21 protein-coding genes and 2 tRNA genes are annotated in these 19,800 nt (G+C 73.9%); 7 read left to right on the top strand and 16 right to left on the bottom strand.

The features are described 5' to 3' along the window. Nucleotides 1-5: 5 nt before the first annotated feature. The 12 genes from nuoF to BMW67_RS03405 all read right to left on the bottom strand — a co-directional run bounded on the left by nuoF (nt 6) and on the right by BMW67_RS03405 (nt 6,963). Nucleotides 6-1,301, bottom strand: coding sequence for an NADH-quinone oxidoreductase subunit NuoF (nuoF, locus tag BMW67_RS03455; protein WP_072745931.1), 1,296 nt, complete (start codon nt 1,299-1,301; stop codon nt 6-8). A gap of 1 nt (nt 1,302) precedes the next feature. Continuing rightward, nucleotides 1,303-1,530: a DUF5337 family protein gene (locus tag BMW67_RS03450; protein WP_072745932.1), complete on the bottom strand. Its 228-nt coding sequence runs from the start codon at nt 1,528-1,530 to the stop codon at nt 1,303-1,305. A 147-nt stretch (nt 1,531-1,677) separates the two neighbouring features. Next, complete coding sequence (locus BMW67_RS03445; RefSeq protein WP_072745933.1) at nt 1,678-2,367, bottom strand: hypothetical protein; 690 nt, start codon at nt 2,365-2,367, stop codon at nt 1,678-1,680. Nucleotides 2,368-2,402: 35 nt separating this feature from the next. Continuing rightward, nucleotides 2,403-3,404, bottom strand: a complete 1,002-nt coding sequence (gene nuoE, locus BMW67_RS03440) for an NADH-quinone oxidoreductase subunit NuoE (RefSeq protein WP_072745934.1) — start codon at nt 3,402-3,404, stop codon at nt 2,403-2,405. After that, nucleotides 3,405-3,629 (bottom strand): hypothetical protein, encoded by a 225-nt coding sequence (locus BMW67_RS03435; protein WP_072745935.1) that lies wholly within the window; start codon nt 3,627-3,629, stop codon nt 3,405-3,407. It lies immediately after the preceding gene. A gap of 9 nt (nt 3,630-3,638) precedes the next feature. After that, nucleotides 3,639-4,844, bottom strand: coding sequence for an NADH-quinone oxidoreductase subunit D (locus BMW67_RS03430; RefSeq protein WP_072745936.1), 1,206 nt, complete (start codon nt 4,842-4,844; stop codon nt 3,639-3,641). Then, on the bottom strand, nt 4,844-5,017 hold the full coding sequence (locus tag BMW67_RS15645; RefSeq protein WP_170258853.1) for a hypothetical protein: 174 nt from the start codon (nt 5,015-5,017) through the stop codon (nt 4,844-4,846). The genes BMW67_RS03430 and BMW67_RS15645 overlap by 1 nt, the downstream gene beginning before the upstream one ends. After that, a complete protein-coding gene (locus tag BMW67_RS03425) occupies nt 5,014-5,619 on the bottom strand; it encodes an NADH-quinone oxidoreductase subunit C (RefSeq protein ID WP_072745937.1) in 606 nt (201 codons plus the stop codon). Before BMW67_RS03425 ends, BMW67_RS15645 begins: the two co-directional genes overlap by 4 nt. Before the next feature lie 24 nt (nt 5,620-5,643). Beyond that, nucleotides 5,644-6,198, bottom strand: coding sequence for a NuoB/complex I 20 kDa subunit family protein (locus BMW67_RS03420; RefSeq protein ID WP_072745938.1), 555 nt, complete (start codon nt 6,196-6,198; stop codon nt 5,644-5,646). After that, a complete protein-coding gene (locus BMW67_RS03415) occupies nt 6,189-6,554 on the bottom strand; it encodes an NADH-quinone oxidoreductase subunit A (RefSeq protein ID WP_072745939.1) in 366 nt (121 codons plus the stop codon). Before BMW67_RS03415 ends, BMW67_RS03420 begins: the two co-directional genes overlap by 10 nt. 194 nt (nt 6,555-6,748) lie before the next feature. Further along, nucleotides 6,749-6,825: transfer RNA gene (locus BMW67_RS03410), tRNA-Asp, on the bottom strand. Nucleotides 6,826-6,886: 61 nt separating this feature from the next. Then, nucleotides 6,887-6,963, bottom strand: a tRNA-Asp gene (locus BMW67_RS03405). Nucleotides 6,964-7,245: 282 nt separating this feature from the next. On the opposite strand from BMW67_RS03405, the gene BMW67_RS03400 reads away from it, so the two are divergent. After that, nucleotides 7,246-7,719 carry a tellurite resistance TerB family protein gene (locus BMW67_RS03400; protein ID WP_072745940.1) on the top strand — a complete coding sequence of 158 codons (474 nt, stop codon included), beginning with the start codon at nt 7,246-7,248 and terminating at the stop codon, nt 7,717-7,719. 68 nt (nt 7,720-7,787) lie between these two features. After that, nucleotides 7,788-9,170, top strand: coding sequence for a dipeptidase (locus BMW67_RS03395; RefSeq protein ID WP_072745941.1), 1,383 nt, complete (start codon nt 7,788-7,790; stop codon nt 9,168-9,170). A gap of 117 nt (nt 9,171-9,287) precedes the next feature. Here the strand turns inward: BMW67_RS03395 and BMW67_RS03390 are convergent, their stop codons facing one another. The 4 genes from BMW67_RS03390 to BMW67_RS03375 form a co-directional block, all read right to left on the bottom strand. Then, nucleotides 9,288-9,620, bottom strand: a complete 333-nt coding sequence (locus tag BMW67_RS03390; protein ID WP_072745942.1) for a hypothetical protein — start codon at nt 9,618-9,620, stop codon at nt 9,288-9,290. A 140-nt stretch (nt 9,621-9,760) separates the two neighbouring features. Further along, nucleotides 9,761-10,567: a metal ABC transporter permease gene (locus BMW67_RS03385; RefSeq protein WP_072745943.1), complete on the bottom strand. Its 807-nt coding sequence runs from the start codon at nt 10,565-10,567 to the stop codon at nt 9,761-9,763. Next, nucleotides 10,564-11,307 (bottom strand): ATP-binding cassette domain-containing protein, encoded by a 744-nt coding sequence (locus BMW67_RS03380; protein WP_072746102.1) that lies wholly within the window; start codon nt 11,305-11,307, stop codon nt 10,564-10,566. The genes BMW67_RS03385 and BMW67_RS03380 overlap by 4 nt, the downstream gene beginning before the upstream one ends. Before the next feature lie 80 nt (nt 11,308-11,387). Beyond that, a complete protein-coding gene (locus BMW67_RS03375; RefSeq protein ID WP_072745944.1) occupies nt 11,388-11,927 on the bottom strand; it encodes a Fur family transcriptional regulator in 540 nt (179 codons plus the stop codon). Between the two features lie 117 nt (nt 11,928-12,044). Here BMW67_RS03375 and BMW67_RS03370 point away from each other — a divergent pair, with 117 nt between their 5' ends. From BMW67_RS03370 to recO, 5 genes are all read left to right on the top strand, one after another. After that, on the top strand, nt 12,045-13,130 hold the full coding sequence (locus BMW67_RS03370) for a zinc ABC transporter substrate-binding protein (protein ID WP_083581077.1): 1,086 nt from the start codon (nt 12,045-12,047) through the stop codon (nt 13,128-13,130). Between the two features lie 146 nt (nt 13,131-13,276). Continuing rightward, the gene (locus tag BMW67_RS03365; RefSeq protein ID WP_072745945.1) at nt 13,277-15,589 is read left to right on the top strand and encodes a tetratricopeptide repeat protein; all 2,313 of its coding nucleotides are present in this window, start codon (nt 13,277-13,279) and stop codon (nt 15,587-15,589) included. A gap of 52 nt (nt 15,590-15,641) precedes the next feature. Further along, nucleotides 15,642-16,571, top strand: a complete 930-nt coding sequence (locus BMW67_RS03360) for a class I SAM-dependent DNA methyltransferase (protein WP_083581078.1) — start codon at nt 15,642-15,644, stop codon at nt 16,569-16,571. Between the two features lie 29 nt (nt 16,572-16,600). Further along, nucleotides 16,601-17,785 (top strand): serine hydrolase domain-containing protein, encoded by a 1,185-nt coding sequence (locus BMW67_RS03355; RefSeq protein ID WP_072745946.1) that lies wholly within the window; start codon nt 16,601-16,603, stop codon nt 17,783-17,785. 750 nt (nt 17,786-18,535) lie between these two features. Next, complete coding sequence (gene recO / locus BMW67_RS03350) at nt 18,536-19,246, top strand: DNA repair protein RecO (RefSeq protein WP_072745947.1); 711 nt, start codon at nt 18,536-18,538, stop codon at nt 19,244-19,246. The last annotated feature ends 554 nt before the right edge of the window (nt 19,247-19,800 follow it).

Genomic DNA, 19,800 nt, shown 5'->3' with positions numbered 1-19,800 from the left:
GATGGTCACTCCGCCGCCACGGCGCTTGCGCGGCCGGTCTTCTTCGCCTTGATGCGGTCCTCGATCTCGTCGCGGAAATGACGGATCAGGCCCTGGATCGGCCAGGCCGCCGCGTCGCCCAGCGCGCAGATCGTGTGGCCCTCGACCTGCTTGGAGACGTCGAGCAGCATGTCGATCTCTTCGATCTCGGCCTCGCCGCGCACGAGACGGTCCATCACCCGCATCATCCAGCCGGTGCCCTCGCGGCAGGGGGTGCACTGGCCGCAGCTCTCGTGCTTGTAGAACTTCGACAGCCGCCAGATCGCCTTGATGACGTCGGTGGACTTGTCCATCACGATCACCGCCGCCGTGCCCAGGCCCGAGCGCTGCTCGCGCAGCCAGTCGAAGTCCATGATCGCCTCGTCCGCGATCGACTTGGGCAGAAGCGGCACGGACGAGCCGCCGGGGATCACCGCCTTGAGGTTGTCCCACCCGCCGCGCACGCCGCCGCAGTGGCGCTCGAGCAGCTCGCGCAGCGGAATCGACATCGACTCCTCGACCACGCAGGGATTGTTCACATGCCCCGAGATGGCGAACAGCTTGGTGCCCGAGTTGTTCGGCCGCCCGAAGCCGGCGAACCAGGCCGCGCCGCGGCGCAGGATGGTGGGCGTCACGGCGATGCTTTCCACGTTGTTGACCGTGGTCGGGCAGCCGTAAAGACCCGCATTGGCCGGGAAGGGCGGCTTGAGGCGCGGCATGCCCTTGCGCCCCTCGAGGCTTTCGAGCAGCGCCGTCTCCTCGCCGCAGATGTAGGCGCCCGCGCCGTGATGCAGGTAAAGGTCGAAATCCCAGCCCGAGCCGGCCGCGTTGCGGCCCAGAAGGCCGGCGTCGTAGGCCTCGTCGATGGCGGCCTGAAGGGCCTCGCGCTCGCGGATGAACTCGCCGCGGATGTAGATGTAGCCGACATGCGCGCCCATGGCGAAGCCGGCGATCAGGCAGCCCTCGATCAGCGTGTGCGGATCGTGGCGCATGATCTCGCGGTCCTTGCAGGTGCCCGGCTCGGATTCGTCGGCGTTGACGACCAGATAGTGCGGGCGCCCGTCGCTCTCCTTGGGCATGAACGACCATTTCAGCCCGGTCGGAAAGCCCGCGCCGCCGCGCCCGCGAAGGCCCGAGTCCTTGATTTCCTGGATGATCCAGTCGCGCCCCTTGGCGATCAGGCCGGCGGTGCCGTCCCAATGCCCGCGCGCGCGCGCGCCCTTCAGCGAGCGATCCTTCATCCCGTAGATGTTCGTGAAGATGCGATCCTGATCCGCGAGCATCCTACTTTCCTTCCCCGGCATCCGCGCCGTCGGCGCGCCAGACTCTCAACAGCGTCCACAGCGCCCAACCGAGCGCGGCAAGGCACAGCATGTCCGCAAGGAAGGCGTAGCGCGCCGGCAGCCCCAGCGCGCCGCCCGCCAGGCTGACGCCCATCCAGGACAGGAACGCCGCCACGATGACGACGCTCGCCAGCCTGACCTTCGCCTTGCGCGCCTCTTGCGCCTGCATCTCGTCTTCGCCTTCCCTTCGGGCGTCGCCGCCCCGATGGTCCCGACCGGCCGGGCCGCGTCGCGCCCGATGGCCCGCCCGCGCCGCCGACCATGCCCCGCCCGCGCCACGGCGGGCGCGGCCCGGCATGTCTTCCGCCCCGCGCCCTCAGCCGCCCGACAGGGCCTGCGCCGCCCGCGCCGCCTCGGCGCGCGCGCGCGCGGCGGCCTCGGCCGCGGCATGAACGGCCGCAAGCTCGGGGTCCGCGGGCTGCGCGGCGGCGGCGCTCGGCGCGGCGGCGGCCGCTCCGGCCGCGCCGGCCAGCTGCGCGGCGGCGCGCGCCGCCTCGGCCCGCGCGCGCGCCGCAGCCTCGGCCGCCGCATGGGCGGCGGCCAGCTCGGCATCGGGCTGCGCGCCGGCCCCCATGCCGGAACCCGAGCCCGCCCCGGTCCCGGACGCGGCGCCCGCGGCCCGGGCCGCCTGCTGCGCCGGCGCCGCTGCGGCGGGCGCCGTTTCAACAGGCGCGGCTTCGGCGGGCGCGGCCTGCGCCTCGGCGCCCTGGCCCAGCGCGGAGGCCTCCTGCGCGCCGCTCATGCCGTCCGCAGCGGGCGCGGACGCCGCGCGCGCGCCCGGATCCTGCGCGCCGATCGGCGGCGATGCGGCCGCGCGCGTCGCCCCGCGCGCCCCGCACATGCGCCGCGCCAGCAGCGCCAGAACGACGAAGGCGACGACGAAGATCCCGGCGCTGGTCGCGACGCCGCCGCCGACGAGCCACGCCGCCGCCGCCGCGCCCAGCGCCGCGGCGGCCAGTCCGTTGCGCCCGCAGCGGCGCGCAGCCTGTTCCTTCTCGTCGCTCATCGTCGTGCCTTTCTGGCGCCGCGCGCCGCTTGCCGTCACTCGCTCGAGGGAACCTCGCCGCGTTCGACCCGCTCGGAAAACTCGGTCTTGCCGCCCTCGGCCAGCGTGCGCGCCTGCGCCACCCACTCGTCGCGCGCGACGCGGCCCTTGAAGCCCTCGAGGCGCGAGTCGATCCAGGCCGCATGGGCGGGCGTCCAGGCCGCGATCTGGCGGTAGAGATAGACGCCCAGATCGTTCAGCATTTTCTCAAGTTTCGGCCCGATGCCCTTGATCTTCTTCAGGTCATCGGCCCCTTCGGCGGGCGGCGCCGACATCAGCTCGGGCGCTTCGCCCTCGGCGGCGGCCGCGGGCGACGCCTCTTCCTCGCCGGTGATGCGCGCGATCGTGTCGCCCTTGGCCAGCGCCAGCGCCACCGAGGCGTTGGCCGCCTGCCGCTCTTCGGGCGGGATGATCAGCGTCGTGGGCCCGCCCTTGGGCTCGGCGGCGAAGCGGCCGTTCTGCGGGCCGGGGCGCGGAACCTCGCCGCGGGCGAAGGCGTCGAGAATGGCGGCGAAGCTTTCGGCCGTCAGATCCTCGTAGAAATCCTTGCCGATCTGCGCCATGGGCGCGTTGGCGCAGGCGCCCAGACACTCGACCTCCTCCCACGAGAAGCGCCCGTCCGCCGACAGCTGGTGCGGCTTGGGGGCGATCTTCTCCTTGCAGACGGCGATCAGATCCTCGGCGCCGCAGATCATGCACGAGGTCGTGCCGCACACCTGCACATGCGCCACGCTGCCCACCGGCTGGAGCTGGAACATGAAGTAGAAGGTCGCGACCTCGAGCGCGCGGATGTAGGGCATGCCCAGCATGTCGGCGACGTATTCGATCGCCGGCCGGGTCAGCCAGCCCTCCTGCTCCTGCGCGCGCCACAGGAGCGGGATGATCGCCGAGGCCTGGCGGCCCTCGGGATACTTGGCGATCTGCTTCTTCGCCCATTCCAGATTGGCGGGGGTGAAGGCGAAGCTGTCGGGCTGTTCGTGATGAAGGCGGCGAAGCATTCAATCCATCCTGTCACAGATCGCGGGCCGCAGCCCGTTCCAGAGAATCAGCGAAGCGGGCCGGGTCGCCGCAAACGTGACGACGACCGCCGCGGCCGCCAGCGCCGCCCCCGCCAGAAAGCGCCGGGGCCACCGCGCCGCCGCCGTCCCCGCGAACAGCGCCAGAACGAACGGCGCAAGCCCGATCGCAAGCCCCGCCAGACGCCATTTTTCGCACCAATCCATCCGCCGCGCTCATCGGTCGATCTCTCCGAACACGATGTCGAGCGAGCCGATGATCGCCGACACGTCCGCCAGCTGATGGCCCCGCGCGATGTGGTCCATGGCCGCCAGGTGCGCATAGCCCGGCGCGCGCAGCTTGACCCGGTAGGGCTTGTTCGTGCCGTCCGAGACCAGATAGACGCCGAACTCGCCCTTGGGCGCCTCGATCGCGGCGTAGACCTCGCCGGCGGGCACGTGGAAGCCCTCGGTGTAGAGCTTGAAGTGATGGATCAGCGCCTCCATCGAGGTCTTCATCTGCGCGCGGCGCGGCGGCGCGATCTTGCCGCGCGCCAGCACGTCCTCGCCCTTGCAGGCGTCGAGCTTCTCGATCGCCTGGCGCATGATCTTGACGCTTTCGCGCATCTCCTCCATGCGGCACAGATAGCGGTCGTAGCAGTCGCCGTTCTTGCCCACGGGTATCTTGAAGTCGAACTCGTCATACAGCTCGTAGGGCTGGGCGCGGCGCAGGTCCCAGGGCAGGCCCGAGCCGCGCACCATCACCCCCGAGAAGCCCCAGGCCTGGGCCTCTTCCTTCGAGACGACGGCGATGTCCACGTTGCGCTGCTTGAAGATGCGGTTGTCGGTCAGCAGCCCCTCGAGATCGTCCAGAACCTGCGGGAACTCCTCGGTCCAGGCCATGATGTCGTCGATCAGATCCTGCGGCAGGTCCTGATGCACGCCGCCGGGGCGGAAATAGGCCGCGTGCAGGCGGGCGCCGCAGGCGCGCTCGTAGAACACCATCAGCTTCTCGCGCTCTTCGAAGCCCCACAGCGGCGGGGTCAGCGCGCCCACGTCCATGGCCTGGGTGGTGACGTTGAGCAGATGGTTCAGGATGCGCCCGATCTCGGAATAGAGCACGCGGATCAGCGAGGCGCGGCGCGGGATCTCGACCCCCGCCAGCTTCTCGATCGCCAGGCACCAGGCGTGCTCCTGGTTCATCGGCGCGACGTAGTCGAGCCGGTCCAGATAAGGCAGGTTCTGAAGGTAGGTCCGCGCCTCCATCAGCTTCTCGGTGCCGCGGTGGAGCAGGCCGATATGGGGGTCGCAGCGCTCGACGATCTCGCCGTCCAGCTCGACCACCATGCGAAGAACGCCATGCGCCGCAGGGTGTTGCGGGCCGAAGTTGATGTTGAAGTTGCGGATGCGCTGCTCGGCGGCGCGGAAATCCTGTCCGTCCATCACGAAGCCCTCCGGTCGGCGCGCGCGGCCATGACCCAAAGAAGAACGATCAGCCCGAGCGGGATCGCGCAGATCAGCGCCCAGAGCGGGTTGATCCCGTAGCCGGGAAGCAGCTTGAACATCGGGATGACGACCAGCGCCGCCATGACGATGTAGAGCAGGCCCTCCATCACGCGCCCGCCCCCTTCTCGTCGCCGGGAAGGATGTATTCGGCCCCCTCCCAGGGCGACATGAAGTCGAAGCGCCGGTATTCCTGCGTCAGCTTGACCGGCTCGTAGACGACGCGCTTGAGCTCTTCGTCGTAGCGCACCTCGACATAGCCGGTCATGGGGAAGTCCTTGCGCAGCGGATAGCCCGTGAAGCCGTAATCGGTCAGGATCCGCCGCAGGTCCGGGTGCCCCGAGAACATGATGCCGAACATGTCGAACGCCTCGCGCTCGAACCAGTTGGCCGAGGGATGGATGTCGACGATCGAGGGCGCGATCTCGCCCTCGCGCACATGCGCCTTCACGCGCACGCGCAGGTTCTGGTGCATGGACAGAAGGTGATAGACCAGCTCGAAGCGCTTCTCGCGCTCGGGGTAGTCCACGCCGCAGATGTCCACCAGCGTGGTGAAGCGGCACGAGGCGTCGTCGCGCAGGAAGCGGATCGCCTCGGGGATGCGGTCGAGCGCGACGGTGATCGTCAGCTCGCCCCGCTCGATGCGCGACGCGACGAAGGCGTCGGGCTGGCGCTGGGCGACCAGTTCGGCGATTTCCTTGAGCGCCTCGTTCATGATGCGTGCCTCCGGGGTTCGGCCTCAGCGCGTGATGGTTCCGGTGCGGCGGATCTTCCGCTGCAGCTGGAGAATGCCGTAGAGCAGCGCCTCGGCCGTGGGCGGGCAGCCGGGAACGTAGATGTCCACCGGCACGATCCGGTCGCAGCCGCGCACCACCGAGTAGCTGTAGTGGTAGTAGCCGCCGCCATTGGCGCAGGAGCCCATCGAGATGACGTAGCGCGGCTCGGGCATCTGGTCATACACCTTGCGCAGCGCCGGGGCCATCTTGTTGGTCAGCGTGCCGGCGACGATCATCACGTCCGACTGGCGCGGCGAGGCGCGCGGCGCGAAGCCGAACCGCTCGGCGTCGTAGCGCGGCATCGAGGTCTGCATCATCTCGACCGCGCAGCACGCCAGGCCGAAGGTCATCCAGAACAGCGAACCCGTGCGCGCCCAGGTGATCAGGTCCTCGGCGCTGGTCAGCAGAAAGCCCTTGTCGGCCAGCTCGTCGGACAGGCGGCGGGTCATCGCCTCCTTGTCGGGGCCGGCCGCGACGGACAGCGCGGCGCTCGAGGCGGACTGCGGCGTCACTCCCATTCCAGGGCTCCCTTCTTCCACTCGTAGGCGAAGCCGACCGTCAGCACCGCCAGGAACACCATCATCGACCAGAAGGCCAGCTCGCCATGGTCGGGAAAGGCCGCCGCCCAGGGGAACAGGAAGGCCACCTCGAGGTCGAAGATGATGAACAGGATCGAGACGAGGTAGAAGCGCACGTCGAACTTCATGCGCGCGTCGTCGAAGGCGTTGAAGCCGCACTCGTAGGCCGAGACCTTCTCGGGGTCGGGGCGGCGCACCGCGAGCACCGCCGCGGCCAGGATCAGCACCAGGCCCAGCGCCACCGCCAGGGCCAGAAAAATCAGGATCGGGAGATACTCGCGAAGAAGGTCTTCCATCAGGGGCCCTCCGGCTGGCAACGGTCCCGAACGCCTGCGTTTCAAGACCTGCGGCGCTTCTAAACCCGCCCGCGGGCAAGGTCAACCAAGCGCGCCCTCGCGCGCGGGGCGATGTTGCGCCCGAAGGGCTCGCGCGGGAGACGGGCGCGGGGCGGGGCCGGACGTGCCGGACGACAGAGGGGGAGCGAAGAGAGTGGCGCGGTTGACGGGGCTCGAACCCGCGACCTCCGGCGTGACAGGCCGGCACTCTAACCGACTGAGCTACAACCGCGCATCGCGACGGGATTTCCGCTTGGGCGGCCCGGACGTCGCTCCGGGTGGGATGGCGGCGATGGCGCGGTTGACGGGGCTCGAACCCGCGACCTCCGGCGTGACAGGCCGGCACTCTAACCAACTGAGCTACAACCGCAGCCGCCGACACCGGGCCTCGGCCCGATGTGGGGCGGGTTTTAGGGCCGCCCCGCGCGGGCGTCAAGAGGCGATGTCGCCCCCGCGCGCGGAAATTCGCCCCGCCCGGGGCGCCCGCCGCCCGCGCCCCGCCCGCGCCCCGCCCGCGCCCCGATCGTCCCGCCGCGCCGCCCCTCGATGCCGCCCCTCGATGCCGCCACTCGATGCCGGGCCCTTGCATCGGCGCCGGCGCGGCGCGATGGTCGCCGGAAGCGGCGGATGCGAGGCGAAAGGAAAGGGCGCCATGTTCAAGTCGATCCTCGATCTTCTGAGCGGACGCGCGGCGCAGCCCCTGCCGCCCGAGGACGGGCGCGTGGCGCTGGCGGCGCTGCTGGTGCGCGCGGCGCGCGCCGACGGCATGTTCGACGAGGACGAGCGCCGCGCCGTCGCCGCCGCCCTGGCCGCGCGCCACGGGCTGGACCAGGCCGCCGCCCGCGCCCTGACCCGCCAGGCCGAGGAGATCGAGCGCGAAGCCCCCGACACGGTGCGATTCACCCGCGCGCTCAAGAACGCCACGCCATACGAAGAGCGCGCCGCGCTGGTCGAGGCGCTGTGGCGCGTCATCCTGGCCGACGGACGCCGCGCCCCCGAAGAGGATGCGCTGGCGCGGCAGGTCTGCGCGCTTCTGGGCGTGTCCGACCAGGACGGCGCGCTGGCCCGCCGCAGGGCCGAGGCCGCCGGCGGCCCGGACGCGCGCGGCCCCGGGCCCGGATCCTGACCCCCGCCATTGCCGAGTCGCGCCCACGGCCGACTCGCGCCCATGACCGACTCGCAAGGAGAACGCCCATGTCCCGCCTGCAAGACGCGCTGACGCGCGCCGACGCGAATCTCGACGCCGCGCTCGAGCGCCTGTTCGCGCTGCTGCGCTTTCCCTCCATCTCGACCGACCCCGCCCATGCGGGGGACGTGAACGCCGCGGCAAGCTGGCTGGTCGACGAGCTGGCCTCGCTGGGCTTCGCGGCCGAGCTGCGCCCGACCGCCGGCCATCCGATGGTCGTCGCCCATTGGCGCGGCGCGCCCGGCGGGCGGCGCGTGCTGTTCTACGGCCATTACGACGTGCAGCCCGTCGATCCGCTGTCCGAATGGCGTTCGGACCCGTTCGAGCCGCGCATCGAGACGCGCGACGACGGCTCGAAGCTGATCCGCGCGCGCGGCGCCTCGGACGACAAGGGCCAGCTGATGACCTTTCTCGAGGCCTGCCGCGCCTGGATCGAGACCGCGGGCGCGCCGCCGGTCGACGTCTCGATCATGCTCGAGGGCGAGGAGGAATCGGGCTCGCCCTCGCTCACGCCCTTCATGGAGGCCAACCGCGACGAGCTGAAGGCCGATCTGGCGCTGATCTGCGACACCGGCATGTGGGACGCGCGCACGCCCGCCATCACCACCATGCTGCGCGGCCTGATGGGCGAGGAGATCATCCTGCACGGCCCCTCGCGCGATCTGCATTCGGGCATGTATGGCGGTCCCGCGATCAACCCGATCCGCGTCCTGGCGCGCATCCTCGCCGATCTGCATGACGAGAACGGCCGCGTGACCCTGCCCGGCTTCTACGACGGCGTGCCCGAGGTTCCGCCCGAGATCGCGGCGCAGTGGGCGCGGCTCGACTTCTCGGCCGAGCGGTTCCTGGGCGAGGTCGGCCTGCGCGCGCCCGCCGGCGAGAAGGACCAGCCCGTGCTCAACCAGCTGTGGGCGCGGCCGACCTGCGAGTTCAACGGCATCCTCGGCGGCTATGTCGGCGAGGGGTTCAAGACCGTGATCCCCGCCCGCGCCTCGGCCAAGGTCAGCTGCCGGCTGGTGGGCGATCAGGACCCGCACGCCATCCGCGAGGCCTTGCGCGCGCATGTGCGCGCCCGCCTGCCCGAGGACTGCACGGTCGAGTTCGTCGAGCACGGCGCCTCGCGCGCCAGCGTCATGAACGCCGCCCTGCCCGCCTTCGAGGCCGCGCGCCAGGCCCTGAGCGACGAGTGGGAGAACGAGGCCGCCTTCATCGGCGGCGGCGGCTCGATCCCGGTGGCGGGGCATTTCCAGCGCATCCTGGGCATGGAGTCGATGCTGATCGGCTTCGCCCTTGACGACGACGCCATCCACTCGCCGAACGAGAAATACGAGCTGCGCAGCTTTCACAAGGGCATCCGCAGCTGGGTGCGGATCCTCGAGCGGCTGGCCTGAGGCGGCGCGGCCGCGACGCCCGGATCGGCGCGACGGGCTTGCGTCGCCGCGCCTGAAGCGACCGAGGGGAATCGCCGGCGGCCGCGCCGGAGCGCGCGGGGCCGCCGGCCTCGGCGCTCAGCCCTTCTTGCGGCCGCCCTCGGGGGCGCAGGCCCTTGCGCGGCGGCCGCCGCGGCGACGCACGGGCGCGCGCGCCTCTTCCAGCCCCGCGCGCAGGATCGCGGTCATGGGATGGTCCTCATTGCCCGGCCCGTGCCGCGCCAGCAGCGCCGCCACGGCTTCGGGCGAGCCCTCGGCCTCGGAACGGCCAAGCGCCCAGTCGAAGAAGATCGCGCGGCAATCCTCGATGGTGACGCCCTCGATGCGATAGGCCTCGCGGATCAACCCGCGCGGATCCAGCGGATCGTCGCCGCGCGCGGGCGGGGTCCTCGCCGGGGGCTTGTCCTTCATTGCGGCCTCGCTCGTTCGCTCCTGCGCGGCGAAATCTGGCGCGCCGCGGGGCGCTTGGCAACCGCAGCCAAGGCGCGCGGGGGCCATGAAACGGGCCGGAGGCGGCGGGCGAGCGCGCCGGCCGCCCTCCTTCGGCAGGTTCAGCCCGCGCGCCGGCCCAGCAGCGCGCGCGCCGCGCCCAGAAGCGCCAGGATCGCCGCCGCCGTCGTCACCACCGCCGGGCCCGCCGGCGCATCCCACAGCCACGAGGCCCGCAGCCCCCCCAGCGTCGCCGCCACCCCCGCCGCCGCGGCGCCCAGCGCCATCGTCTCGGGTGAGCGCGCCAGTGTGCGCGCCGCCGCCGCCGGCATGATCAAGAGCGCCGTGATCAAGAGCGCGCCCACCACCTTGATCGCCGCCGCCGTCAGCAGCGCCAGCGCCAGCGCCAGCCACCATTTCTCGACCCTTGGCGAAACGCCCTCGGCCGCCGCCAGGTCCTCGCTCAACGTCGCCAGCAGCATCCGCCGCCAACGCGCCGCCAGCACCGCCGCCGCCAGCGCCGAGGCCGCCCAGATCGCGACGAGATCGGCGCGCGAGACCGCAAGTATGTCGCCGAAGAGGTAGCCCATCAGATCGACCCGCACGCCCTCGAGCAGCGTCACCGCCACCAGCCCCAGCGCCAGCGCGGCGTGCGAGGCGACGCCCAGCATCGCGTCCATCGCCAGAAGCCGCTCGGGCCCCGCCGCCACCAGCGCCGCCATCAGGAGCGCCATGACCAGAACCCCGGCCATGGGCGCCGCGCCGCTCAGCAGGGACAGCGCCACGCCCAGCACCGCCGCGTGCGAAACCGCGTCGCCGAAATAGGCCATGCGCCGCCACACCACCAGGCACCCCAGCGGCCCCGCCGCCAGCGACAGCCCGATGCCGGCGAGCGCCGCGCGGGCCATGAAATCGTCCAGAAAGCTCATTCGCGCGGCGCCTCCTCGCGCGCCGGGGCCGGCCCGTCATGGGCGTGGCTGTGATCGTGCTCGTGCCGGTAAAGCGCCAGCGCCCCCTGCGTGCCCAGCCCGAACAGCGCCCGGTATTCGGGCGCGCGCGCCACCACATGCGGCGCGCCCGAGCAGCACACATGCCCGTTGAGGCAGATCACGCGGTCCGAGGCGCTCATGACCACGTGCAGATCATGCGAGACCATGAGCACCGCCGCGCCCGTCTCGCGGCGCAGATCCTCGATGAGGCGGTAGAAGGCGGCGACTCCGGGCTGGTCCAGCCCCTGGGTCGGCTCGTCCAGCACGAACAGGTTCGGCCGCCGCAACAGCGCATGCGCCAGCAGCGCGCGCTGGAACTGGCCGCCCGACAGCGCCGCCATCATCGCCCCGGCGCGGCCGCCGATTCCCACGCGCTCGAGCGCCTGCTGACGCGCCGCGCGGCGCGCCCCCGACAGCGCCAGAAAGCGATCGACGGTCAGCGGCATGGTCCGGTCCAGCGACAGGCGCTGCGGCACATGCCCCACGCACAGATCCGGGCTGCGGCGGATCTCGCCCGCATCGGGCGTCAGCGCGCCGATCAACGCGCGCAGAAGGGTCGTCTTGCCCGATCCGTTCGGGCCCAGGATGGTGACGATCTCGGCGGGGCGGATCTCCAGATCCACGTCGCGCAGAACGGTCCGCCCCTCGATGCGCACGCAAACGCCGCGCGCGGCGATCAGCGGGGCCGATTCGCGCGCGGCCGCGGGTTGGCGCCCGGGGGCGTTCACGGGGGCGCTCGGGGCGGCGCTCCGGGGGGCGGTCACGGCCTTTCCTCCTGGCGCGGGCCCTGGCGCGGGGCGCATTCGGGGCACAGGCCCTCGGCCTCGAGCGAGAGCGATTCGAGCGCGAATCGCGCCCGCCCGGCCGCCGCGTCCAGCTCGGCCACCGCGCCGGGCGCGGCGGTTTCGGCGACGCGCCGGCAGGCGCGGCACACCAGGAAGGCGGGCGCATGATCGCGCCCCGGAAAGGCGCAGGCGACGAAGGCGTTGAGCCGCTCGATCCGATGCACCAGCCCCTGCGCCACCAGGAAATCCAGCGCGCGATAGGCCGCCGGCGGGCGGGCGTTGCGCCCCTCGGCGCGCAGGCGGTCGAGAATCTCGTAGGCGCCGAGCGCGGCGTGGCTTTCGAGAAGGATCTCGAGCACGCGCCGGCGCGCGGGCGTCAGCCGCCCGGCGCCCGAACCCGCGCAGGCCGCCTGCGCGGCGCGCAGCGCGGCGGCGCGGCAGGCCTCGTGGTCATGAGCGCGAAAGGCGGCCGAGCGCGCGGGGGGCGCGCCTGCGGGGGGATGCGAGGCGGGCATGGCGTTCCAACTTGAAATGTTATCTCATTTCCTTTTAATGACGTCCGCGCGCGGCCGCAAGACCCCGCCTCCGGGGCCGCCATGCCGCATGACGCACGCCAAGGAAAGAGAGCCTCCATGACGCGAACGCCCCCCGCCCCCCCTGCGCGACCGGCCCTGAGGCTGGCGGCGGCCCTGATGCTGCTTGCGCCCGCCGCCCTGGCCGGGCCGCCGCGCGTGGCCGCCGACATTCCGCCCATCGCCGCGCTTGCGGCGCGCGCGATGGCCGGCGTGGGCGCGCCCGAGCTGATCCTGCCCCCCGGCGCCTCGCCGCATGACGCGGCGCTGCGGCCCTCGGACGCGCGACGCCTGGCGCAGGCGGATCTGGTGATCTGGGTCGGGCCGGCGCTGACGCCGTGGATGGCGAAGGCGCTTGACGCGCTCGCCCCGCAGGCGCGGCGTCTGACCCTGCTGGACGTGCCCGGCCTGCCGCTGCTGCCCGCGCCGCAGGGCCACGCCCATCACGGCCATGATGATCACGGCCATGACGACGCAGGGGGCGACGCAGGCGGGCGCCAAGCGCGCGGCGATGGCGACCACGACCACGACCACGACCACGACCATGACGGGCACGGGCATGACGAGCAAGCGCACGGCGACGATCGCGCCGGCCCGGACAGCGACCCGCAGCATGGCTTCGCGCCCGATCCGCACGCCTGGCTCGACCCGGCGGCGGCGAAGCTGTGGCTTCAGGCCATCGCGGCCGAGCTGGCGCGCATCGACCCCGAGAACGCCGCGCGCTATGCGGCCAACGCCGCCGCCGGCGCCGTCGAGCTCGAGGCCCTGACGGCGCGGGTCGAGGAGATCGTCGCGCCCGCGCGCGGGCGTCCCTACATCGTCTTCCACGACGCCTACCGCTATTTCGAGCGCCGTTTCGGCATCGCCGCCGCGGCCGCCGTCTCTCCGGGCGACGCGCGCAAGCCCGGCGCGCGGCAGGTCGCGCGGATCCGGCGGATCATCCGCGAGACGGGCGCCCGCTGCGTCTTCGCCGAGCCGCAATTCCCGCCAAGGCTGGTGGCGACGCTGATCGAGGGAACGGGCGCGCGCGCCGCCAGCCTGGACCCGCTGGGCGCGGGGCTGGCGCCGGGACCCGGGCTCTACCCCGCGCTGATCGAGGGGCTGGCGCGGGATCTGCGCGCCTGCCTCGCCCCCGAAGCGGGCTGATCGGCGCGCCGATCGCGGCGCGGCCGCCATGCGCCGGGGATAAGGCCGGCCTCGACCGCCGCGCGCGGTCCCATGGGCCCTGCGGCGGCTGGCGCGCCGCCCATGGCCGATTGCCGCGCGCGCGCCGGCCTTCTAGAGTTCGGCGCATGCGCAGCTCCGCCACCGCCCGACGCCGCCCGCCGATCCGCCATCCGGCCCTCCGCGCCCTTGCCCGGCGCGCGGCGCTGGCCGCGGCGGCGGCGCTTCTGGCCGCCCTGCCCGCGCGCGCGGCCGAGGCGCCCCCGACGCAAGAGCGCGCCCCCGCCGCGGCGCAGGACGCGGGCCCCGCCGCCGCGCCGCAGGGCGCGCCGCCCCCCCGTGCGCGCCCCGCGCCCGCGAACGCGGCGAATGTCGCGCCGGACTTCGCGCCGCCCGCGCAGGCGCTGCGTCCCGAGCAGATGAACGCCTTCGAGCAATGGCACTATTTCGAGCGCCTGCGCGCCGTCGCGCGCGCCTTCGAGGCGGGCGACGACGCGGCGACGCTGCGCATCCTCGAGGCGATGCTGGCGCGCTATCCGCGCATGCAGGCCCTGCACCGCAGCCGCGCGATGCTGCTGGCCGCGCGCGGCGACGCCGAGGGCGCGCTCCAAAGCCTGGCCGCCGCCGCCAGGCTGGGCCTGCGCGGGCGCGAGACGATCGAGGGCTGGCCGCCCTTCGCCGCGCTTGCCAGGGATGCGCGCATGGCGCCGATCCTGGCGCTGCTCGACTCGCCGCCGCCGCCCGAGGCGCTGCGCGCGCCGCCGCCGCCCGTCGCCGCCCGCCCCGAGGGTCAGGAGCTGCGCCTCGACGCGGCCAACGCGGCCTATGACCGCGAGGCGCACCTGGTGCGCTACGCGCTGGCGCTGCCGCCGCCCCCGCCCCCGCGAGCGCCCGCCATGATCGTGCGCGGCGACCCGCAGGGCGCGGCGGCCCGCACGGCCAGGCTCGTCAACCGCCTGTTCGCCGAGGGGCGCGCCGCGGGCAATGCGGGCGATCTTTACGACAACCTCGACCGCGACCATTCGCGCCTGCCGCTCGACATGTTCCCGCAGCTGACGCGCACGCGCTACGGGCCGGCGGCGCGGGCGGCGATGTTCGACTATTCGCCCCGCAAGCCCGCCGATTTCGGCGCGCCGACCATCGGCAACTCGTCCACCGCGCGCACATCCGGGGCCTTCTGGCGCTCGATGCCGCGCCTGGCGATGACCGAGCCCGAGGGCGCCGCGCGCGCGGCGCAGGCCTATGAGTCGAACCAGCTCTACGTCCATCCCGAGCACAGGGACCACGATCCCTTCTGGGGCGACGTCTTTCCGGCCAACACGCCGCACATGCTGATCAGCCAGGGCTCGTCGGGTTCGGACCGGCCGCTGCTGCGCGCCCTGGCCGCGGCCCTGGCGGCGCTGCGCCCCGAGACCAAGGCCCTGGCGCGGCGCGAGGGGCTGATCGGCCCGACCTTGCAGCTGCTGATCCGCTGGGGGCAGAATCACGTCTCGACCATCGACGACTATCTGAGCGGGCGCGCCCACCCGACCGTGTTCGAGGGCGACTCGCTCAACCTGCTCAAGATCGCCGGGCGCGCCCAGGCCATCGCCATGGACGCGCTGCCGCCCCTGACGCGCCTGCGCGTCGAGCGCGAAAGCGCCCCCGCCCCGGGCGTCGAGCTGTTCGGCGACGGGCTGAGCGAGCGGCTCTTCGACACGCCCTCGGCCATCGCGCGGATCTTCCGCGGCACGGCGCGCGAGCGGCGCATGATCGTCAGCGCCGCCGACACGCGCGACCCGAACGGGCGCAAGCTGCGCTTCAAGTGGGTCCTGCTGCGCGGCGACCCGGACAAGGTGCGCATCGTCCCGCTCGACCCGGACGGAACGCGCGCCGAGATCGTCGTCGCCTGGCACGAGCGCGTGCCCCCTCCGGGGCGGCCCGACATGGACGGCCAGCGCGTGGACATCGGCGTCTTCGCCGACAACGGCGCCATGCACGGCGCGCCCTCGTTCATCTCGATCGCCTTCCCGCCGCGGCAGAAGCGCGTCTATGCCGAGGACGGGCGCATCCTGTCGGTCGAATACGACGCCGACGAGCTGGCCGAGCGCTACGCCGACCCGATGCTGCACCCCTTGCGCGCCTGGCGCGACGACTACGTTTACGACCAACGGGGCCGGCCGCTGGGCTGGCGGCGCAGCTTCGCCGACGGGCGGGTGCAGGACTACACCCGCCACGGCGCGCTGATCGAGGCGCGCGACGCCCTCGGCCGGCCCGTGCGCGCGCGCGTCATGCGCTATCCCGCCGGCCCGCGCGACAAGCGCTCGGGCATGCGCGCCATCGCCCCCGTCCCGTCCGAGGCCGAGCTGATCTACGCCTATGACGGCCCCGACGACCGCTACGGCTACGCCGACCCCGCCCCGGCCGGGGCGGGCGAACCCGCCGCAGGGGCGCGCGAATGAGCGGCCGTCGCGCCGCCCGCCGCGCCGCCGCGCGCACGCGAAGGACCTTCCGATGACCGACCCCCGCTCCGGACCCGACGATCCCCGCCGCGAAGCCGGCCGCGAGGCCCAGGCCGAATCCGGCGCCGAGGGCCCGCCCGACCGCGCCGTCCCGCCCCCCGTCGACGAAGAGGCCCTGGCGCGCGCCTACGAGGCGGGTCTGGCGGCCGAGAAGCGCGGCGCGCCGGACGAGGCCGCGCGCTTCTACCGCGAGGCGCTGCGCCTCGATCCGGCCGACCGCTGCGGCGTCTCGGTGCGCCTTGCGGCCATCGGACGCGCCGATCCGCCGCCGGGCGCGCCGCCGGCCTATGTCGAGACGCTGTTCGACCAGCATGCCGAGATCTTCGACGCCGCGCTGGTGGGGGCGCTGTCCTATCGCGCGCCGATGCTGCTGCGCGACCGGCTCGAGCGGCTGGCCCCGGGCCCCTATGCGCGCATGCTGGACCTGGGCTGCGGAACGGGGCTTGCGGGCGAGGCGCTGCGCGACCTGTGCGCGCGCATCGACGGCGTGGACCTGTCGGCCGGGATGCTCGAGCTGGCCGACGAGCGCGGCGCGTATGACGAGCTTTACATGGGCGAGGCGGTCGAGTTCCTGCGCGCCCCCGACGAGGCGCCCGAGGACGAGTCGCAATGGGACCTGATCGTGGCGACCGACGTGCTGCCCTACATGGGCGACGTGGCGCCGCTGCTCGAGGCGGCGGCGGCGGTCGCGGCGCCGGGGGCGGTGCTGGCGCTGACCACCGAAACGCCGCCGCCCGATCTGGCCCCCGAGCGCGGCTGGCTGGTGGCGCCGAACCATCGCTATGCGCATCGCGAATCCTACCTGCGCGCCGCCCTCGCCGAAGCGGGCTTCAGCCCCTTCCATGTCGAGGACATCGTCGTGCGCACCAATGAGGGCCGCCCCGAGCCGGGGCAGCTGTTTCTCGCCCGCCGCGAGGGCTGATCCCCTTTTAATCCGCCAAGGAGACCCCGATGACCCCGCGACTTGACCGCCGCATGCTGGAGCTTCTCGACGCGCGCATGGCCGACTGGACGGCGCGCGGCCGCTATGGCGGCATCGAGTGGCTGATCGCCGACCCCGACGGCGCGCCCCTGCATGCCGGCCGCGCCGGCGCGCGCGAGATCGGCGGCGCGCCCATGCCCGCCGCGCCCATCTACCGCATCTATTCGATGACCAAGCCCATCGTCTCGATCGCGGCCATGCAGCTGGTCGAGGAATGCCGCCTGCGCCTGCACGAGCCCATCGCGCGCTGGCTGCCCGAATTCGCCCGCATGCAGGTGCGCGGCCCCGACGGCGCGCTGCGCCCGGCCGAGCGGCAGATCACGGTGCTGCACCTGCTCACGCACATGGCGGGGCTGTTCTACGGCTTCCGCGGCGAGCCGCTCGAGAAGGAGTTCGCCGCCACCGGCTTTCTCGACGCCGCCGTGCCGCTGCGCGAGGCGGTGCGGGCGCTGGCGGCGCTGCCGCTGGATTTCGAGCCCGGCTGCGGCTGGCGCTATTCGGCGGCGACCGACGTTCTGGGCGCGCTGCTCGAGGAAATCGAGCAAGAGCCCCTGCCCGACATCCTGCGCCGGCGGGTGCTGGGGCCGCTGGGCATGGCCGAAACCGGCTACTTCGTGCCCGAGGCCGAGCGCGGCCGGATCATGGGCATGCATCTGGGCCGCGACAAGGAAACGGGCGCGGCGCGGGTCATCGACGTCTCGCGCGCCTATCCCGCCGACCGGCCGGATTTCGCGCGCGGCGGGCACGGGCTGTTCTCGACGCTCGAGGATTACGCGCGCTTCTCGGGCGCGCTGCTGCGCCTGGCGATGGGGCGCGGACCGCAGCCCGGGCTGGTGGGGCGGCGGACGCTCGAATACATGACGGCCAATCACGTGCCCGAGCGCTTCCTGCCCCTGCGGCTCGAGATCCTTGATGAAAGCGCGCATCCGGGGCTGGGCGGCTACGGCTTCGGACTGGGCTTTCGCCGCGCGCTGGGGCCGCAGGGGCGGCGCATCCTGGCGGTCGAGGGCGAGTTCGGCTGGTCCGGCGCGGCCGAGACCTGGTTCACCGTCGATCCCGCATCGGGCCTGCACGCGCTGGTCATGGCCCAGAACCTGGACTGGCCGGGCGCGAGCGAGGATTTCCAGACCATGCTGACCGCCGCCCTGACCTGAGCGCGCAAGGCGGCCGCGCCCCGGCCGCGCAAGAGGCCGTCGCCGCCGGGCCCGGCGAGCCCGCAAGACGGGCCGCGGCCCGCCCGGATCAGGCGGACCCGCAAGGCTGACCGGGGCGTCGACGGCATCTCGCCAACCCGCTGGGCGGGCCGGGGCGTTTGCCGCATCTCGCCAACCCGCAGGGCGGGCCGGGACGCCTGCCGCATCTCGCCAGCCCGCAAAGGCGGGCCGGAGGCGTCGGCGACATCTCACTAATCCGCAAGGCGGGCCGGGGCGGTTGCCGCATCTCGCGGACCCGGAAGGCTGGCCGGGGCGTCGGCCGCATCTCGCCAGCCCGCAAAGGCGGGCCGGGGGCGTCGGCGGCACCTCGCCAACCCGCAGGGCGGGCCGGGGCGTTTGCCGCATCTCGCGGACCCGCAAGGCTGGCCGGGGCGTCGGCCGCATCTCGCCGATCCGCAAGGCGGGCCGAGACGCCGCCGAGACGGCGCGGGCCCCGAATGCAGGCGCTTTCCCGACCGTCTCCGGCCATCCCCGGCGGGCCCGCAGGCGCCGGCGCCCTCGCCCGCGCCGCCCCTTGCGCCGCGCGCCTTGTCCCGAGGGCGCGCCGGCGCCCCTTGCCGGGGGCGGCGCGCCGCTCTTGCCCGATCGCCGCCTTGCGCCTGCCCGGGCGCGAGCGCCCGCGCCGCCTGTCGCGCGCGCCGCCCCGCGCCGGCCCTTTCGCCGCGCGCCCGGGCGCGCTAACCCTGCTCCATGGAGTGGCGGGACGAAGGCATGCTGTTGACGGTGCGCCGCCTTGGCGAGGGGGGCGCGCTGCTCGAGGCGTTCACCGCCGCCCATGGCCGCCATGCGGGCGTCGCGCCCGGGGGCGGCTCGCGGCGCATGGCGCCGCTGCTGCAACCCGGCGCGCAGCTGGACCTGGTCTGGCGGGCGCGGCTCGAAAGCCATACGGGAACCTATCGCGCCGAGCTCATCCGCTCGCGCGCGGCGGCGATCATGTCGGACGGGCGCGCCCTTGCGGCGATGCAGGCGGCGGCGGCGCTGCTGCGCTGGCTGCCCGAGCGCGAGCCGCACCCGGCCCTTTACGCCCGCACGATCGAGATGGCCGACGCGCTGGGCGCCGATCCCGACTGGCCGCGCCGCTACGCGGCGTGGGAGCTGGCGCTGCTGGCCGAGCTGGGATTCGGCCTCGACCTCGAGCGCTGCGCGCTGACCGGCGCGCGCGAGGATCTGGCCTGGATCTCGCCGCGCACGGGACGAGCGGTCACGCGCGCGGCCGGCGCGCCCTGGGCCGATCGGCTGCTGCCGCTGCCGCCCTTCTTTCTGGGCCTGCCCGGAGGCGACGCGGCCGAGGGGCTGCGGGTGACGGGGCATTTCCTGGGCGCGCACGCCGCCGCGGCCTTCGGCCACAAGGGCCTGCCGCCGGCGCGCGCGCGCCTTGCGCAGATCTTCGCCGCCGGCTGAGGCGCAGGCGCCGCGGCCCTGCCGACGCGCCCCGGCGCCGGGGGCCTGACGAGCCGCCCTCCCGGCGGGCGCATGGCCCGTGGGCCGCGCCGCTTGCCGCGGGGCATGGGCGGCAGGCTCGGCGCCGATGCGAAGGCGGCCGGATTCGCAATCGTCTTCGCAACCATCCGCCCACTGCGAAGCGGCGAGGCGCCGCGCGCCCTTGCCGGCCCGCCGCGCGCCAGGCGGCGCAACCCGGCCAAGCCGCCGCTGCGCATTCCTCTCGCCCAGCGGCGCGCGCCAAGGGGCGCAGCCCGGCCCCGCCGCGCGCCCCACTCACCCGACGGCGCGCAGCGGGGCCGCCGCCGCGCCCGGCCCCGCCCGGGGGCGCCGCGGGACAGGCGCAGCCCAGCCGCATCCGCCCGCCCTTTTCGCGCGACGGCGGGCGGGCGGGCGCGCCGCCAGGCCGAAACGCCGCGCATCTTCCGTTCACCCGCCGCCGCAGGGAAGCGCAGCCACAAGGGGCCGCCGCGCGCCGCCCGGCCCCAGGGGCGCGCGACGGAGGAAGGCGCGGC

The organism is Oceanicella actignis, from assembly GCF_900111545.1.
Lineage (GTDB): Bacteria > Pseudomonadota > Alphaproteobacteria > Rhodobacterales > Rhodobacteraceae > Oceanicella > Oceanicella actignis.
Note: the sequence above shows the minus strand (reverse complement) of the source record. Positions and strands in the feature narration are given on the sequence as shown.

What these genes read in the sequence shown, in the direction of transcription:
- BMW67_RS03425 (WP_072745937.1), bottom strand. Translation starts at nt 5,619, where the DNA reads ATGAACGAGGCGCTCAAGGAAATCGCCGAACTGGTCGCCCAGCGCCAG.
- BMW67_RS03355 (WP_072745946.1), top strand. Translation starts at nt 16,601, where the DNA reads ATGACCCCGCGACTTGACCGCCGCATGCTGGAGCTTCTCGACGCGCGC.
- BMW67_RS03420 (WP_072745938.1), bottom strand. Translation starts at nt 6,198, where the DNA reads ATGGGAGTGACGCCGCAGTCCGCCTCGAGCGCCGCGCTGTCCGTCGCG.
- BMW67_RS03450 (WP_072745932.1), bottom strand. Translation starts at nt 1,530, where the DNA reads ATGCAGGCGCAAGAGGCGCGCAAGGCGAAGGTCAGGCTGGCGAGCGTC.
- BMW67_RS03395 (WP_072745941.1), top strand. Translation starts at nt 7,788, where the DNA reads ATGTCCCGCCTGCAAGACGCGCTGACGCGCGCCGACGCGAATCTCGAC.
- BMW67_RS03370 (WP_083581077.1), top strand. Translation starts at nt 12,045, where the DNA reads ATGACGCGAACGCCCCCCGCCCCCCCTGCGCGACCGGCCCTGAGGCTG.
- BMW67_RS03415 (WP_072745939.1), bottom strand. Translation starts at nt 6,554, where the DNA reads ATGGAAGACCTTCTTCGCGAGTATCTCCCGATCCTGATTTTTCTGGCC.
- nuoF (WP_072745931.1), bottom strand. Translation starts at nt 1,301, where the DNA reads ATGCTCGCGGATCAGGATCGCATCTTCACGAACATCTACGGGATGAAG.
- BMW67_RS03365 (WP_072745945.1), top strand. Translation starts at nt 13,277, where the DNA reads ATGCGCAGCTCCGCCACCGCCCGACGCCGCCCGCCGATCCGCCATCCG.
- BMW67_RS03360 (WP_083581078.1), top strand. Translation starts at nt 15,642, where the DNA reads ATGACCGACCCCCGCTCCGGACCCGACGATCCCCGCCGCGAAGCCGGC.
- BMW67_RS03430 (WP_072745936.1), bottom strand. Translation starts at nt 4,844, where the DNA reads ATGGACGGACAGGATTTCCGCGCCGCCGAGCAGCGCATCCGCAACTTC.
- BMW67_RS03390 (WP_072745942.1), bottom strand. Translation starts at nt 9,620, where the DNA reads ATGAAGGACAAGCCCCCGGCGAGGACCCCGCCCGCGCGCGGCGACGAT.
- BMW67_RS03435 (WP_072745935.1), bottom strand. Translation starts at nt 3,629, where the DNA reads ATGGATTGGTGCGAAAAATGGCGTCTGGCGGGGCTTGCGATCGGGCTT.
- BMW67_RS03375 (WP_072745944.1), bottom strand. Translation starts at nt 11,927, where the DNA reads ATGCCCGCCTCGCATCCCCCCGCAGGCGCGCCCCCCGCGCGCTCGGCC.
- BMW67_RS03385 (WP_072745943.1), bottom strand. Translation starts at nt 10,567, where the DNA reads ATGAGCTTTCTGGACGATTTCATGGCCCGCGCGGCGCTCGCCGGCATC.
- recO (WP_072745947.1), top strand. Translation starts at nt 18,536, where the DNA reads ATGGAGTGGCGGGACGAAGGCATGCTGTTGACGGTGCGCCGCCTTGGC.
- BMW67_RS03445 (WP_072745933.1), bottom strand. Translation starts at nt 2,367, where the DNA reads ATGAGCGACGAGAAGGAACAGGCTGCGCGCCGCTGCGGGCGCAACGGA.
- BMW67_RS03400 (WP_072745940.1), top strand. Translation starts at nt 7,246, where the DNA reads ATGTTCAAGTCGATCCTCGATCTTCTGAGCGGACGCGCGGCGCAGCCC.
- nuoE (WP_072745934.1), bottom strand. Translation starts at nt 3,404, where the DNA reads ATGCTTCGCCGCCTTCATCACGAACAGCCCGACAGCTTCGCCTTCACC.